The organism is Giesbergeria anulus (assembly GCF_900111115.1).
GTDB classification, from domain to species: Bacteria; Pseudomonadota; Gammaproteobacteria; order Burkholderiales; family Burkholderiaceae_C; genus Simplicispira; species Simplicispira anulus.
Genome location: NZ_FOGD01000003.1, coordinates 62,710 through 77,627, shown reverse-complemented (window position 1 = coordinate 77,627; position 14,918 = coordinate 62,710). Strand labels below are relative to the sequence as shown.

Sequence of the window (14,918 nt, the reverse complement as noted above, 5' to 3'; positions counted from 1 at the left end):
CAGGAGTTTTTGTATGAATGGCATTTTTAATATGTGGCGATCCTCGGCACCCGCCAAAGGTGCCGCAGAAGTTGCTGATTCCCAAGATTCGGTGTTTTTTTCTACTGCGTTCTCAGACGGTACAGACCACTCAGCGACAGTGGCGCCTTGGGAGGCCCGTGCCGTAGAGGTTGGAGCCAAACGCCTGCCCTCGGGCCACAGTAGTAGCAAACTGTTGCAAGAGTTGTGTGCCAAGAACAAGTACATGGCCCAACTCCCCCCTGAGCTGACGGCACGCATGGGCGCGTTTTTTGATTTTGCCCAAGTGCCCTCCGACCGCGAAATAGTGCGCCAAGATGAATATGGCAATTTCATGTTCTTTTTGCTCTCAGGCACCATGGCGGTCAACAGGGTTCAGCCTTGGGGCGAGAAATTGCTGCTGGCACAAACGCGCCCCGGCGACATGATTGGCGAGATGTCACTGCTCGATAGCGGCATCCGCTTTTCCGCCTGTACCACCATGACCGATTGCGAGATAGCCGTGCTCAGTGCCCATGCACTCGATGAGATGATGGTAAAAGACCCCCAACTAGCCGCTGCCTTGGTAGCGGTGTTGGCGCGCAAGCTGTGCCTGCGCCTGCGTGCGGTCAGTGCCCATTTGGGCGAAAACCAAAAATAAGACCAACCAGCGCTGGCGCGTAGGTGCCAGAGTGAGGGATACCGCCTATGGAACGCGATCAGGCCAGTAAATTTATCAACGACCTGCTGCGGCTGATGGTCAGCCGCCACGGTAGTGATTTGTTTATCACGGCAGAGTTTCCTCCGGCCATCAAGGTCGATGGGGCTATTACCAAGGTCTCGCCGCAACCGCTGTCGCCGGGCCACACCCTGACCTTGGCGCGCGCCATCATGAGTGACAAGCAGGCGGCAGAATTTGAGCGCACCAAAGAGTGCAACTTTGCCATCTCTCCTGCCGGTATTGGGCGCTTTCGGGTCAATGCTTTTATTCAGCAGGGACGCGTGGGTATGGTGCTGCGCACGATTCCACTGATTCTGCCCACCATTGATGGCCTTGGCGTACCGCAGGTGCTCAAAGAAGTCACCATGACCAAGCGTGGCCTGTGCATCATGGTCGGTGCTACTGGCTCAGGCAAATCCACCACACTGGCTGCCATGGTCGATTGGCGCAACGAGAATTCTTTTGGTCATGTCATCACCATTGAAGACCCAGTAGAGTTTGTCCATCCGCACAAAAATTGTGTGGTCACGCAACGCGAGGTGGGCTTAGACACCGAAAGTTGGGAAGCAGCCCTCAAAAACACCCTGCGCCAAGCACCGGATGTTATTTTGATGGGCGAAATCCGCGACCGCGAGACCATGGAACACGCCATTGCCTTCTCTGAAACAGGCCACCTGTGCATGGCTACCATGCACGCCAACAGTGCCAACCAAGCACTCGATCGGGTGATTAACTTCTTCCCAGAAGAGCGCCGCGCCCAATTGCTGATGGATTTATCACTCAACCTGCGCGCTATGGTGTCGCAGCGCTTGTTGCCCAAGCAAGACGGCAAGGGCCGGGCTGCGGCGGTAGAGGTGATGCTCAATACGCCACTGATTGCAGACTTGATCTTTAAGGGCGAAGTGTCCGAAATCAAAGAGATCATGAAAAAGAGCCGCAACCTCGGTATGCAGACGTTTGACCAAGCGCTGTTTGATCTGTTTGAGTCGAACATCGTCACTTACGAGGATGCGCTGCGCAATGCCGATTCGGTCAATGACCTGCGCTTGCAGATCAAGCTGGGCAGCCAGCGGGCGCGCAGCACCGATCTGGCAGCGGGCACCGAAGACTTTGCGATTGTTTAAGCAGAGCGCACGGTTTTTCTTTTTACCCTTTTTTACGGATTTTTATCATGGCTGGTACCAACCCCCGCTCTTACGACGCTGTGCCTTCGCGCAAGGTGGCTTTTATTGGTTTGGGCGTCATGGGCTACCCGATGGCAGCGCATTTGGCGCTGGCCGGACACCAAGTGGCGGTGTACAACCGCAACACGGCCAAGGCTTTGGCTTGGTGTGAAGAATACGCACACACCGGAGCCGTGCGCCATGCACTCACGCCGCGCTTGGCCGCACAGGGAGCTGACATCGTGTTTTGCTGCGTCGGCAATGACGATGATTTGCGCTCGGTGGTGCTGGGCGCTGATGGTGCTTTTGCGGGTATGGAGCCGGGCGGTATTTTTGTCGATCACACTACGGCATCAGCGGAGGTAGCGCGCGAGCTGTATGGTGCCGGGCGCACGCTGGGCCTGCATTTTGTGGATGCGCCAGTGTCGGGCGGCCAAGCTGGGGCACAAAATGGCCTACTGACCGTGATGTGCGGTGGCGACGCAGCGCCGTTTGCTAACGTACAGCCGGTGGCCATGGCGTTTTCGCGGGCGTTTACCCACTTGGGTGCATCGGGTGCCGGGCAGTTAGCCAAAATGGTCAATCAAATCTGCATTGCTGGGCTGGTGCAGGGCTTGGCCGAGGCTGTGGCCTTTGGCCAGCGCGCCGGGCTGGACATGAACCAAGTGCTAGACGTGATTGGCAAGGGTGCGGCGCAAAGTTGGCAACTCGATAACCGGGGCAAGACGATGGTGGCGCGTGAGTTTGAGTTCGGCTTTGCCGTGGACTGGATGCGCAAAGACTTGGGGCTGGTGCTGGCCGAGGCGCGGCGCAATGGTGCCCGCCTGCCCATCACGGCGCTGGTCGATCAGTTTTATGGCGACGTGCAGGGCATGGGCGGCCAGCGCTGGGACACCTCCAGCCTTATCAAACGGTTGGACGACTAAGCAGACATTGGGCGCCCATCCGGCCACCACGCTGCTTAGCGTGGGCTGGCATTGCCGTTACCTGCCGTATCTGGGCGAATGATGCTCATGCGCGAGAGTTCTTCTTCGCTCAGAGATTCAAACACCCGCACCACCTTGACCACGCCCGTGACGCCACTGGCTAAGCTGGCGGCCCGTTGTGCCTCACGCTGGGTAACGCGCCCCAGCAAATAGACCACACCTCGCTCGGTCACCACCTTAAAGGCGTTAGCGGTCAGGTCTTTGGCATCGACCAAGCTGGCGCGCACCTTGCCCGTGATAAAGGTATCGTTAGAGCGCTGCGCCAGCGAGGTGTTGGGCAAAGCGCCCAGCTCATTAACCACTGAGCGTACATTTTCTAGGCCGCGCACCAACTCTTGCACCCGTTGGCGGTCAGCGGCAGTAGGCACCTCACCCGTCAGCAACACTTGGCGGTTATAGCTGGTGATGTTGACATGGATACGGTCGCCATAATGGCCGTGCAGCAGATTGACGGCATGCAACTCAATACTTTCGTCTTCGACTTGGGTGCCTGTGGTGCGCCGGTCTGCAGCCACAATGCCGCTCAGGGCCACACCACCCAGCACCACTGGGGCGCAACCGGCCAGCGTAGCCGCCAAAGTGCTGGCTGCCAGCAGCAGGGCACCCACACGGCGGGTAGAAAATTTTTGCATCAGCTTTCTTCCTGTTCACCAAACAATTGCGCATCCACGCCATCACACAGGCAATGGACGATAAGGTTGTGTACCTCTAACACCCGCGCCGCACGGTCGTGGGGCACGCACAAGAGCACATCGGTCTCGCGCAGCACTGAGGCCAAACGCCCGCCGCTGCGGCCACTCAGGGCCACAATGCTCATATCACGCTCGTGGGCGGCCTCTACGGCGGCCAGCACCCCAGCGTCGTTGCCATCAACGCACAAAGCCAGCAGCAAATCGCCCGCTTGGCCCAGCGCCCGCACTTGGCGGGCAAAGGGCTGCTGGGTAGCCCCCAGCAAGGCGCTGTCAGAGGACAGGGCCAGTGCGGCAAATTCAGGGCGCTCGCGCTCAAACCCGGCCAGACAAAAACCGACAAACTGCAAGGCATGGCCCACCGAGGGGCCACTGGCGCAGGCGAGGATTTTGCCACCCCCGGTAATACAGGCCAGCAGGGCTTGCACGGCATCAGCAATGGGCTGGCCCAAGGCTTGCGCCGCTTGGTATTGCAGGTCGGCGCTGTCGATAAAGTGCTGTTGGATGCGTTGCTCTAGCATGGCGGCGATGATACCCGTATCGTTTTGGTGCCTTGCTTATGAGGCATCGAAGGCAGCCCGCACCCATTGCAGCGTCTCGCCGTCAATCAGCACGGCATCAAAACGGCAGGGTGGTGGCGTGCTCAAACGCATCAGATAGTGGCGCGCAGCCAAGATGATGCGCCGCTGCTTGGCAGCGTTGATACTAGCCCCGGCACCACCAAAATCGCGGCGACTGCGACTGCGCACCTCGACAAAAACGACCGTGCCGTCACGGTCACGCACAATCAGGTCGATCTCGCCACCGCCGCGTCCGGGCGTTCGATAATTGCGCGCCAGCAAGCGCAAGCCGGCTGCCTGCAAATGGGCCAGCGCCAGCGCTTCTGCGGCTTGGCCTTTTTGCTGCGCTGTGGCAGACTTTGTGGGCGCGCTGGCCGCTTTTTTACCAAGGAATTCCATTGAGCGCATCTTTCGCTTTAGCCCTAGGGGCCGCCCGTGATGCGGCGGCTGCACAGCATTATCCCCAAGGCACTTTGTATGTGGTAGCCACGCCCATCGGCAACTTGGCCGACATCAGCTTGCGCGCCCTGCACGTCTTGCAGTTGGCCGACACCTTGGCCTGTGAGGATACGCGCCACACCCACAGCCTGCTGCGCGCCTATGGCATCGACAAAAGCGGTGCCCAAATGTTGGCCCTGCACCAGCACAACGAGGCCGAGGCCGCACAAGCCGTGCTGGCACGTTTGCAAGCGGGTCAGCGCGTCGCTTACGTCAGCGATGCAGGCACGCCCGGCGTCAGTGATCCGGGGGCACGTTTGGTGGCAGTGGTGCGGGCCGCTGGGCTGCGGGCCATGCCCTTGCCGGGGGCCAGCAGCCTCACTGCCGCCCTGAGCGTGGCCGGTGCCGTGGCCCCCACAGGCACCGATGGCGGCTTTGTTTTTGCCGGATTTTTGCCGGTAAAAAATGCCGAGCGCGCCGCCAGCGTGCAGCGCTTGGCCTCTGAGCCACGCTGCGTGCTGCTGCTGGAAGCGCCGCACCGCATTGCTGATTTGGCCCAAGCCTTGGCTGTGCTGGGCGAGCGCCCGGTCACGCTAGCGCGTGAAATCAGCAAGCAGTTTGAAGAGGTGAGCACCCAACCCGCGCAGCAATTGTTAGCGTGGCTGCAAGGCGATGCGCAACGCGCCAAAGGCGAGTTTGTGGTGGTACTGCACCCGGTCGCGGCAGTAGAAGAAACGGGCCAGAGCCAGCGTGTTCTGGAACTACTGTTACCCGAATTACCGCTCAAAACAGCCGTGCGTTTGGCCGCCCAGATCACTGGAGCACCGCGCAATGCTCTGTATGAGCGCGCATTGGCATTGCGACAGTCCGAGCCAGATTCAGAGTCGGAGTAACTCCGCCTGCACAAGCCCAGCCAAAACGCAGAAACTGGCAGCTATGCCTGAATGAATTGTCCTTAGCAGAAAGCATGGTGCAGTTGATCGAACAGGCACAGCAGCGCGAGGGTTTCCGCAGCGTGTAGATGGTGCATCTGGATGGTGCGTCTGGAGCTGGGGAGGGGCAGGCCTGTGTGGAGCCTCGGATGCTCAAGCAGGTTCGGGACTTAAATGTGGTGAATGAAATCAGGAGAAACCCCCTATATGCAATACCCGCAGAACACCACCACGGACACCCTCATCACCACCCTGCCGCTGGCAGCCACCATACGCACAGCCATAATACGGCCACAACACCGCCCCAGAGTCCGAGCACGTACACCAATTTGCTGGCACACAACAACGCTCAAGCCACCACCAACCGCCGCACATTTACCCAAGTGGGCGTATTAATGCTCAATGTAGTCTCTAGCCCCGGCTCAGGCAAAACCACCCTACTGGTCAAAACCATTGATCGCATTGCCGGACAATTGCCCATGGCAGATCGAAGGCAATCAACAAACCAGCCTTGATGCCAAGCGCATCCGTGCCACTAGGGCACCAACAAGGGCTGCCATTTGGATGCGACGATGGTGGCAGACACCCTCGGACGGGCCACTGCCACCCCTGCCTTAACCCTGCCGCTTGAACGGCGAACTCTGCTCAAGCACCTCTACATAATCCTCCACGGCTTGGATTTCACGCTGCAAAAATTCGGCAATGGCCTCGGCAAAGCGCGGATCGGCCACCCAATGGGCAGAAAAGGTTTTGACCGGCAGCAGGCCACGGGAAATTTTGTGCTCTCCTTGAGCGCCGCCCTCAAACCACTGTAGGCCCCGATCAATGCAGTAAGCGATAGACTGGGCATAACAGGTTTCAAAGTGCAAGCCCGGTACCTGTTCTACACAGCCCCAATAGCGCCCATACAACACATCTGGCCCCCGGACATTGAGCGCACAGGCCACCGGCACGCCCTGCCGCAGCGCCAATACCAGCATCAAGGCATTGGGCTCTTGCTGATGCAGGCGCAGGAAAAACTCCAGCGATAAATAAGGCTTGCCCCAATGGCGCTCGTAGGTGTTCTGGTAGCAACGGTAAAAAAATTGCAGCGCCTCAGAATCGAGGGTCTCCGCCTCCAACCAAGAAAACGTGATTCCTGCTGCCTGCACCTTTTTGCGGTCTTGTTTGAATTTTTTGCGTTTTTCTTGCGCCATCGTTGCCAAAAAGGCGTCCATGTCGGCATAAGCGGCATTGCGCCAATGAAATTGCACACTCTCGCGCACCATAAAACCGGCGTCTTTGAGCGCAGCAAGGTCTTGCTCTGCTGGAAACAACACATGGATGGAAGAGGCATGTACCTGCTGGGCCAGCGCCATCAGTGCCTGAATCAACAAGACTTGATGCGCTGGCTTGTAGGCCAGTAGGCGCGGGCCAGCCACTGGCGTGAACGGAACCGATACCACCAGTTTGGGGTAGTAATCGAGCCCATGCTGCTGGTACGCCTGCGCCCATGATTGGTCAAAGACAAACTCGCCGCGCGAATGGGTTTTCAGATAAGCAGCCACCGCCCCTTGTAGTACCCCCTGCTCACGCAACAGCACATGGCAGGGTGTCCAGCCGGTGTCTGGTGTGGCACAAGAGGTTTCTTGCAACAGGTGCAAAAAATGGTGCTGGGTGAAAGGGTTGCCCCCGGCCAGAGCATTCCACTCTGCTGCGGGCACCGCACCCACTGAGGGGACAATTTCAATTTTGAGGGACATGACCAAACTCCAATCGGATACGCACCAAGGGCATGGGTGCAGCAAGTGCACGGCCTTGCGCCGTGTTAAACCGCCACAGATCATGCCCCGATAGCTGCGCTGCCGTGCAGCCATACGCTATAAGTCTTGGGTTATTGATTCCTTCTCATCTTAGGGCTGTCATGCTCCACGTTTCCACTCACACCACGACGCGGTTGCGGCCCGATTTTTTGGCCTCATACAAACATTGATCGGCCCTTTTAAGTAGCTGCTCTACATCTAATGACAAATCGGTACTGCTCACGCAGCCAATCGACACGGTAAACTTGAGCACAGCACCCCCAGAAAATTCCATTTCATAATTTTCAATCTCATGGCGCAGGCGCTCTGCCACCTGTAGTGCTGTTTCTGGCGATGTATCTGGTAAGAGAATGGCAAATTCCTCACCCCCCAAACGCCCAGCAATATCAATATCACGTAATTCATTGCGACACATATCGCCAATGTAAGCAATCACTTTATCGCCTACATCATGACCATAAGTATCATTGATAGACTTGAAATTATCAATATCTAGCATCAATACTGACAAGGAATGAATGAAACGCCTTGCTCGTGATATTTCCAAATCAGCCAACTCATGAAAACGCCGCCGATTAACCAGCCGGGTTAACGCATCTGTATTGGCAAGCCACTCCATTTTTTTCTGCAATTCTTTTTGCTCAGTGATATCAGCAGAAATCCCACAGACACCACTCACATTGCCGTCTGCATCCAATAGAGGGAATTTTGTTGTTAAGAAGTGATGTGCGCCAAGCAATTCTTCGTAACGCCGGGTTTTCATAGACTCTATGACAAATTTATCATTTTCTGTGAATATCAGAGCATCTTCACCAGAATAAATTTCAAAATCTGTGCGACCTAGCACTTGGTCACGGTGATGGCCAGTCAACCTCTCATACATCTGATTAATCAGAAGATAACGACCCTCTTTATCTTTAGCAAAAATCAGTGTGCCACTATGCTCAATCAGGTCTTGCAAAAACCGACGACTCTCCCGCAAAGCCGCTTCTGATTTTTTCAGCTCTGTCACATCAGACACCAAAACAAAGAATCCTTGTACCTGCCCATTCATAAAATCTGGGATGTAATGCGTCCATGTATAGCCTATACTGCCATCAGCTTTAACCAAGGTGCGCTCAAAACTCTGATGCTTTCCAGCCATCACAGCACAGATATAAGAATCATTTTCTTTAAAAAGCTCTTGCCCCATCAAATCATGGAGGTGAATTCCATTCATCTGTTCTTGCGTTTTACCAAACCAATCTAAATAAGCATCATTGGCAAAAGTGCTGCGTAAATCTTTTGTCCAGTACCCCACCATACCAGGAATAATATTAATCAATGAGCGCATAAAACACTCACTTTGGGCTAAGGCGGCATCTGCCTGCGCCTTGATAACGTCAGCACTCCGGCGGCGCTGCTGAACATAAGCCAATGCAGGCAAAGATCCTCCCACTAATAAAATTAACAATCCACCAGTTAACCATAGCTGCGCATACCATTCGACATAGAGCGCCTCTATATTGCGCCCGACTGCAACCACCAAGGGCTTGTCCATCGGCACACTCGGATTAATGATGGTATGTAAAGCCATTAATCTATTCTCTCCTGTGGCCACAGAGGTACCTTCGAGCACTTGTGAAACTTGGCCGCTAGCCATATGGCGCGAGAAAATTGAACCAGGCTGGGCTAAATTTAGACCATCCTGTCCGGGTCGATTAGGTTCCATTACTACTTGCAAGCCATCACTATGTGCAATAGCCGCCCACATATCCTTATGGTAAACCACAGCACCCAATTGCTCTCTAAGCCCCTCCGGGTCTAGACCCGCCACAATCACACCTGCAAATTGACCCTCAGGGCCCTGAATCACACGCACCACATTCATAACCCAAGCACCAAGCACAGTCTTCAATGGTGGTGTTACGTAAAGAATGTCAGGATTAGGATGCGCGCGGGCCTCGCTGAAATAGGGCCGGTAGCTAACATTTTGCCCGATTAACTCTGGTCGGCTGGCAGCAATCATATTGCCATCTGCATCGAGTACAAACATAGTGCGTACAACACGCATAGCATCGGCAAAAGCGCGCAAGCGGTGACTGGCTTGTGATACTCCTCCTTCAGTACCGTGCCAACCCGGCAGGTCATGACGAATGCCAATCAAGGCGTTATCTACCACCTCTAAAGCCTGACCCAGATTTTTGTTTAGGACACGAGCTTGGGTCGCCAGTCGCTCACGCTCACGATTGCCAATATTCACATATTCTCGGTAAAAACTAAAACCAATCACCCCCACCACAATCGACAAACCACCAAGCAACAAGATCCACTCCGAAAGGTACCGATTACTACCCAGAATTTTCTTCATGCACACAAGCTCTCTTTGAATTTTGGATTGTTACGAACTTTGATACCCGGTGGTATGCCCTCAAACTACCTATGCGATCAATTCTCTTTCTCTTTCTTACTGCCCACCACCGCCTTCACGCCCGCTGCACCCACATCGACTACCGTGCCGACCACTGCCACCCCCACCCCGACGGCGGTAGTAGCTACCGACACTGCCGCCCCCGCCACTGTGACCACCGCGCAGCCCGTCGTGCAAGTAGATAAAACCAACAGCGCCAGCAGAGCCGGGCGTAAAAAAGAAAGTCGTGTGGAAACGTGGTGCATGATGTAGCAATTGAAAATGTTTATCTCCATTCTGCAAGAAAAAACATGATGCCCTTTGCCGCTGCCCCGCTGGATTTGCAACATGGCCGCATTGATCAGTCACATGGCGCTGAGAGCCAAGTGATGGCGCAGTTGATAGAGCAACTGCTTTCCCGCTCCTTGCACAACGATTTTTTAGCCCAAAGCGACGATGGTGCTCGGCTGCCCCTGCGCTACGAAGTGGTGGAGCGCAGCAAAGCCGATGGTATTTTTAGCGCGACCACGGGCGTCGGGGTATTGCACGAAGATGTCAATGTGTCTGGTGCCTATGCCCAGCCCTGCGATGTGGTACTGCAAAAGGCATATATTTCGGTGCGCCCTAGCGAGATCATTGCCGACGAGCGCTGTTTTATGCAGATTCACACCCATATGGGCAGGCGGCACATGGTCGATTGGCTGGCCGCCGCAGCCCTGCCGCGCATCTGTTGACCAGTGCAGCATGGCTCCGTCTTGCCCCTGACATCAACAATGGTGTCTTGCGCTTCTAAAATCGCCTTTTGCGATTTCCCGGCTTGGCCGGGTGCGCCGCCCCTTTAAGGTTCACCCCATGAATGCTCCCACCGCGTTGACCGCCCTGATGGCGCAGTCCCCCGAACCCGTGCGATTGCGCGAGATTCCTTACAACTACACCAGCTTCTCTGACCGCGAAATTGTCATCCGCCTGTTGGGTGCGCGCGCTTGGGTGGTATTGCAACAACTGCGCGAAGAGCGCCACACAGGTCGCTCGGCCCGTATGCTCTATGAAGTGTTGGGCGATATTTGGGTGGTGCAGCGCAACCCGTATCTGCAAGACGACCTGCTCGACAACCCCGACCGGCGCAAGCTCTTGGTGCAAGCACTGCAACACCGGCTGGGCGAGGTGCAAAAGCGCCGCAAGCCGCAAGACGATGCCGCCCGCGATGCGTTGGTAGGCGAGCTGCTGGAACTGGCCGGTAATGCCGTGCGCCGTTTTGATGCCGCTTTTGACCAAATTGCCGAGCTGCGCCGCCAAACCCGGCGCACACTGGGCCGTCTGACGGCCAAAGACAACATCAAGTTTGATGCACTCAGCCGCGTCAGCCATGTCACTGACGCCACCGACTGGCGCGTTGAGTACCCCTTTGTCGTGCTCACCCCCGACACCGAAGCCGAGATGGCCGCGTTGGTCAAGGGCTGCATTGAGCTAGAAATGACCATCATTCCACGCGGGGGTGGTACCGGCTACACCGGCGGTGCCATCCCCCTCACTTGGAAGAGCGTCGTCATCAATACCGAAAAGCTCGAAGCCATGACCGAGGTGGAGATGCGCAAGCTCCCCGGCGTCGAGCGCGAAGTGGGCACAATTTGGACGGAAGCGGGCGTGGTCACGCAGCGCGTGGCCGATGCCGCCGAACGCGCCGGGTTTGTGTTTGCGGTAGACCCGACCAGCGCCGAAGCCTCGTGCATTGGCGGCAACATCGCCATGAATGCCGGTGGCAAAAAAGCCGTACTCTGGGGCACAGCGCTGGACAATTTGGCCAGCTGGCGCATGGTCACGCCGGATGCGCAGTGGTTAGAAGTCACGCGCCTAGACCACAACCTCGGCAAAATCCACGATGCCGACATGGCTAGCTTTGAGCTGAACTACTACCAAGCCGACGGCAAAACCTTTATTCGCACCGAGCGCCTCGATATTCCGGGCAAGACCTTCCGCAAAGAGGGACTGGGCAAGGACGTGACCGACAAGTTCCTCAGTGGCCTGCCGGGCATCCAAAAAGAAGGCTGTGACGGATTGATTACCAGCGCCCGCTGGGTAGTCCACCGCATGCCGGAACACACCCGCACCGTGTGCCTGGAATTCTTTGGCAATGCCAAAGACGCCGTGCCCAGCATTGTCGAAATTAAAGACTTTATGTTTGCCGAGCAAAAGCGCTCGGGCGTGCTGCTGGCCGGTTTAGAGCACTTGGACGACCGCTACCTCAAAGCGGTGGGTTACACCACCAAGAGCAAAAAGCACGGCGGCTTACCCAAAATGGTGCTGTTTGGTGACATTGCCGGTGACAACGCCGACGATGTGGCCCGCGTCACCAGCGAAGTGGTACGCATTGCCAACTCGCGCAGCGGCGAAGGCTTTATTGCCATCAGCCCCGAAGCGCGCAAAAAGTTCTGGGCCGACCGCAAGCGCACTGCCGCCATTTCTAAGCACACCAACGCCTTCAAAATCAATGAAGACGTGGTGATTCCGCTGCCGCGCATGGCCGAGTACACCGATGGCATCGAGCGCATCAATATCGAACTGAGCCTGCGCAATAAGCTCAAGCTGGTCGATGCGCTCGAAGCCTTCTTCCTGCGTGGCAATCTGCCACTGGGCAAGCACGACGAGACCAGCGAGATCCCTGCCGCAGAAATGCTCGAAGACCGCGTGGCCCAAGCCGTGGCAGTATTGGCAGAAGTGCGCGACCTGTGGCAAGGCTGGCTGCTGGACGTGGAAAACCTGTTTCCGCAACTGCAAGACCACCGCCTGCGCGCGAGCTGGAAAACGCAAATCCGCGCCCGCCTGCAAGACATCTTTACCGGCGCAGCCTTTCAGCCGATTCTGGCCGAGTGCAATGCCATCCACCAGCGCGTGCTCAAGGGCCGCGTGTGGGTAGCCTTGCATATGCACGCGGGTGATGGCAACGTGCATACCAACCTGCCCGTCAACAGCGACGACTATGAGATGCTGCAAGCCGCGCACGGTGCCGTAGAGCGCATCATGGTGCTGGCGCGCAGCTTGGATGGTGTGATCTCTGGCGAACACGGCATTGGCATTACCAAGCTGGAATTTTTGACCGACAAGGAGCTGCTGCCCTTTGCCCAATACAAGGCCAAAATTGACCCACAAGGGCGCTTTAACAAGGGCAAACTGCTGCGCCCGCAAGACCAGCCCACCGCCCCACAAGGCAACCGCGATGCACTGAGCGAGCAGGTCGCCTTCTCTGACCTGACCCATGCCTACACCCCCAGCTTTGGCCTGATGGGGCATGAATCGCTCATCATGCAGCAAAGCGACATTGGCGCGATTGCTGATTCGGTCAAAGACTGCCTGCGCTGCGGCAAGTGCAAGCCGGTGTGCAGCACCCATGTGCCACGCGCCAACCTGCTGTACAGCCCACGCAACAAGATTTTGGCTACCTCGCTGCTGGTCGAAGCCTTTTTGTACGAAGAGCAAACCCGCCGGGGCGTGAGCATCAAGCACTGGCAAGAGTTTGAAGACGTGGCCGACCACTGCACGGTCTGCCACCGCTGCGAAAGCCCCTGCCCGGTCAAAATCGACTTTGGCGATGTGACCATGAACATGCGCAACCTGCTGCGCAAAATGGGCAAAAAGAGCTTCCGCCCCGGCAATGCCGCCGCGATGGCCATGCTCAATGCCACCAACCCCGACACCATCAAGCTGATGCGCTCGGCGATGGTGGGCGTGGGCTTTAAGGCCCAACGCATGGCGGTGGACTTGCTGCGTAAGATGGGGCGCAAACAAACGGCCAAGCCCCCCGCCACCGTGGGCACCGCACCCATCAAAGAGCAGGTGATCCACTTTATCAACAAAAAGCTGCCCGGTGGCCTGCCCAAACAGACTGCCCGTGCGCTGCTGGACATCGAGAACAAGGATTACGTCCCGATCATCCGCAACCCCAAAACCACCACCTCTGAGACCGAGGCGGTGTTCTACTTTCCGGGCTGCGGCTCTGAGCGCCTGTTCAGCCAAGTGGGGCTGGCTACCCAAGCTATGCTCTGGCATGCCGGGGTGCAAACCGTGCTGCCGCCAGGCTACCTGTGCTGCGGCTACCCACAGCGCGGCAGCGGCCAGTTTGACAAGGCCGAGAAGATGATCACCGACAACCGGGTGCTGTTCCACCGCGTCGCCAACACGCTCAACTATCTGGACATCAAAACCGTGGTGGTCAGTTGCGGCACCTGCTACGATCAGTTGCAAAAATACGAATTCGAGCAGATTTTCCCCAGCTGCCGCATCATCGACATTCACGAATATCTGTTAGAAAAGGGCCTCACCCTGCAAGGCAAGGGTGCTTACCTCTACCACGAACCCTGCCACAACCCGATGAAGTTGCAAGACTCGCTCAAGACCGTGAAAGCGCTGGTCGGGCCACAGGTGCTCAAGAGCGAGCGTTGCTGCGGCGAATCGGGCACGCTGGGTGTCACACGGCCTGATGTGTCGACGCAAGTGCGCTTCCGTAAGGAAGAAGAAATTCGCAAAGGCGAAACTGCACTGCGCGCCAGCGGTGCCGTGGGTGCGCAGGACAATGTCAAAATCTTGACCAGCTGCCCCAGCTGCCTGCAAGGTCTGACCCGCTACGGTGATGACCTGCAAAACGGCCTGCTCGAAGCCGATTACATCGTGATTGAAATGGCCCGCGAACTGCTGGGCGAAAACTGGTTGCCCGAGTATGTGGCTAAAGCCAATCAGGGCGGTATAGAAAGAGTTTTAGTATGACCGAACGCGCTATGTCCACCATACCACCCTCCCGGCCCCCAGTGTTTCAGCCCCGCTGTGCGCTGTGCAGCCAAGATGGCGGTGAGGTGGTCTGGCGCAATGAACGTTTGCGCGTCATTCGCACCGACGAGCCCGGCTTTCCGGCCTTTTACCGGGTGGTGTGGAACTCGCACCTGCCTGAACTGTCGGATCTGTCCACCTTTGAGCGCCTGCATTGCCTAGAGGTGGTGACTACGGTGGAGCGCACGCTGCGCCAGCAGTTGCAGCCCACCAAGATCAATCTGGCGGCACTGGGCAATATGGTGCCGCACCTGCATTGGCATGTGATTGCCCGGTTTGATTGGGACAGCCATTTTCCCGCCCCGGTCTGGGCAGTCGCGCAGCGCGAGCGAGCGCTAGAGCAGGAAGAAGCCGTGCGGGCGCGATTGCCGGAAATAGAAGCCGTGCTGCGGATTCAACTGCCGCTGGCCTGAGCACACCAAC

At 57.0% G+C, this 14,918-nt stretch carries 14 protein-coding genes; 8 read left to right on the top strand and 6 right to left on the bottom strand.

Translation table 11 applies throughout. The annotated features are described in order from the left end of the window. The first annotated feature begins 13 nt into the window (after positions 1 to 13). From BMX55_RS07235 to BMX55_RS07225, 3 genes are read left to right on the top strand one after another with little or no spacing between them, the layout of a single operon-like run. Positions 14 to 658 (top strand): Crp/Fnr family transcriptional regulator, encoded by a 645-nt coding sequence (locus tag BMX55_RS07235; protein WP_091455151.1) that lies wholly within the window; start codon positions 14 to 16, stop codon positions 656 to 658. Positions 659 to 705: 47 nt separating this feature from the next. After that, complete coding sequence (locus BMX55_RS07230) at positions 706 to 1,842, top strand: PilT/PilU family type 4a pilus ATPase (RefSeq protein WP_091455149.1); 1,137 nt, start codon at positions 706 to 708, stop codon at positions 1,840 to 1,842. A gap of 47 nt (positions 1,843 to 1,889) precedes the next feature. Further along, positions 1,890 to 2,807, top strand: a complete 918-nt coding sequence (locus tag BMX55_RS07225) for an NAD(P)-dependent oxidoreductase (RefSeq protein WP_177172849.1) — start codon at positions 1,890 to 1,892, stop codon at positions 2,805 to 2,807. A gap of 35 nt (positions 2,808 to 2,842) precedes the next feature. Here BMX55_RS07225 and BMX55_RS07220 read toward each other — a convergent pair whose 3' ends face one another. From BMX55_RS07220 to BMX55_RS07210, 3 genes are read right to left on the bottom strand one after another with little or no spacing between them, the layout of a single operon-like run. Further along, positions 2,843 to 3,499, bottom strand: coding sequence for a BON domain-containing protein (locus BMX55_RS07220; protein WP_091455142.1), 657 nt, complete (start codon positions 3,497 to 3,499; stop codon positions 2,843 to 2,845). Beyond that, positions 3,499 to 4,077 carry an SIS domain-containing protein gene (locus BMX55_RS07215; protein WP_091455140.1) on the bottom strand — a complete coding sequence of 193 codons (579 nt, stop codon included), beginning with the start codon at positions 4,075 to 4,077 and terminating at the stop codon, positions 3,499 to 3,501. Before BMX55_RS07215 ends, BMX55_RS07220 begins: the two co-directional genes overlap by 1 nt. Positions 4,078 to 4,113: 36 nt before the next feature. Beyond that, on the bottom strand, positions 4,114 to 4,515 hold the full coding sequence (locus tag BMX55_RS07210) for a YraN family protein (RefSeq protein ID WP_091455137.1): 402 nt from the start codon (positions 4,513 to 4,515) through the stop codon (positions 4,114 to 4,116). Between BMX55_RS07210 and rsmI the strand changes: the two genes are divergently transcribed. Beyond that, a complete protein-coding gene (gene rsmI / locus BMX55_RS07205; protein WP_091455134.1) occupies positions 4,515 to 5,447 on the top strand; it encodes a 16S rRNA (cytidine(1402)-2'-O)-methyltransferase in 933 nt (310 codons plus the stop codon). The two genes, BMX55_RS07210 and rsmI, sit on opposite strands and share 1 nt — an antisense overlap. A 368-nt stretch (positions 5,448 to 5,815) precedes the next feature. Beyond that, entirely contained in the window at positions 5,816 to 6,001 is a 186-nt protein-coding gene (locus tag BMX55_RS16110; protein WP_143059589.1) for a P-loop NTPase family protein, read from the top strand. A gap of 99 nt (positions 6,002 to 6,100) precedes the next feature. Here the strand turns inward: BMX55_RS16110 and BMX55_RS07200 are convergent, their stop codons facing one another. The 3 genes from BMX55_RS07200 to BMX55_RS07190 form a co-directional block, all read right to left on the bottom strand. Further along, a complete protein-coding gene (locus BMX55_RS07200) occupies positions 6,101 to 7,228 on the bottom strand; it encodes a GNAT family N-acetyltransferase (protein ID WP_091455130.1) in 1,128 nt (375 codons plus the stop codon). 178 nt (positions 7,229 to 7,406) lie between these two features. Next, entirely contained in the window at positions 7,407 to 9,638 is a 2,232-nt protein-coding gene (locus BMX55_RS07195) for a diguanylate cyclase (protein WP_091455127.1), read from the bottom strand. A gap of 77 nt (positions 9,639 to 9,715) precedes the next feature. Further along, entirely contained in the window at positions 9,716 to 9,943 is a 228-nt protein-coding gene (locus BMX55_RS07190; RefSeq protein WP_177172848.1) for a hypothetical protein, read from the bottom strand. 45 nt (positions 9,944 to 9,988) lie between these two features. Between BMX55_RS07190 and BMX55_RS07185 the strand changes: the two genes are divergently transcribed. From BMX55_RS07185 to BMX55_RS07175, 3 genes are all read left to right on the top strand, one after another. Continuing rightward, a complete protein-coding gene (locus BMX55_RS07185; protein WP_091455124.1) occupies positions 9,989 to 10,411 on the top strand; it encodes a hypothetical protein in 423 nt (140 codons plus the stop codon). A 118-nt stretch (positions 10,412 to 10,529) separates the two neighbouring features. Then, positions 10,530 to 14,435: a DUF3683 domain-containing protein gene (locus BMX55_RS07180; RefSeq protein ID WP_091455692.1), complete on the top strand. Its 3,906-nt coding sequence runs from the start codon at positions 10,530 to 10,532 to the stop codon at positions 14,433 to 14,435. Further along, positions 14,432 to 14,908 carry an HIT family protein gene (locus tag BMX55_RS07175; RefSeq protein ID WP_245751319.1) on the top strand — a complete coding sequence of 159 codons (477 nt, stop codon included), beginning with the start codon at positions 14,432 to 14,434 and terminating at the stop codon, positions 14,906 to 14,908. Before BMX55_RS07180 ends, BMX55_RS07175 begins: the two co-directional genes overlap by 4 nt. Positions 14,909 to 14,918: the final 10 nt, after the last annotated feature.

What these genes read in the sequence shown, in the direction of transcription:
- BMX55_RS07235 (WP_091455151.1), top strand. Translation starts at nt 14, where the DNA reads ATGAATGGCATTTTTAATATGTGGCGATCCTCGGCACCCGCCAAAGGT.
- BMX55_RS07230 (WP_091455149.1), top strand. Translation starts at nt 706, where the DNA reads ATGGAACGCGATCAGGCCAGTAAATTTATCAACGACCTGCTGCGGCTG.
- BMX55_RS07225 (WP_177172849.1), top strand. Translation starts at nt 1,890, where the DNA reads ATGGCTGGTACCAACCCCCGCTCTTACGACGCTGTGCCTTCGCGCAAG.
- BMX55_RS07220 (WP_091455142.1), bottom strand. Translation starts at nt 3,499, where the DNA reads ATGCAAAAATTTTCTACCCGCCGTGTGGGTGCCCTGCTGCTGGCAGCC.
- BMX55_RS07215 (WP_091455140.1), bottom strand. Translation starts at nt 4,077, where the DNA reads ATGCTAGAGCAACGCATCCAACAGCACTTTATCGACAGCGCCGACCTG.
- BMX55_RS07210 (WP_091455137.1), bottom strand. Translation starts at nt 4,515, where the DNA reads ATGGAATTCCTTGGTAAAAAAGCGGCCAGCGCGCCCACAAAGTCTGCC.
- BMX55_RS07200 (WP_091455130.1), bottom strand. Translation starts at nt 7,228, where the DNA reads ATGTCCCTCAAAATTGAAATTGTCCCCTCAGTGGGTGCGGTGCCCGCA.
- BMX55_RS07195 (WP_091455127.1), bottom strand. Translation starts at nt 9,638, where the DNA reads ATGAAGAAAATTCTGGGTAGTAATCGGTACCTTTCGGAGTGGATCTTG.
- BMX55_RS07190 (WP_177172848.1), bottom strand. Translation starts at nt 9,943, where the DNA reads ATGCACCACGTTTCCACACGACTTTCTTTTTTACGCCCGGCTCTGCTG.
- BMX55_RS07185 (WP_091455124.1), top strand. Translation starts at nt 9,989, where the DNA reads ATGATGCCCTTTGCCGCTGCCCCGCTGGATTTGCAACATGGCCGCATT.
- BMX55_RS07180 (WP_091455692.1), top strand. Translation starts at nt 10,530, where the DNA reads ATGAATGCTCCCACCGCGTTGACCGCCCTGATGGCGCAGTCCCCCGAA.
- BMX55_RS07175 (WP_245751319.1), top strand. Translation starts at nt 14,432, where the DNA reads ATGACCGAACGCGCTATGTCCACCATACCACCCTCCCGGCCCCCAGTG.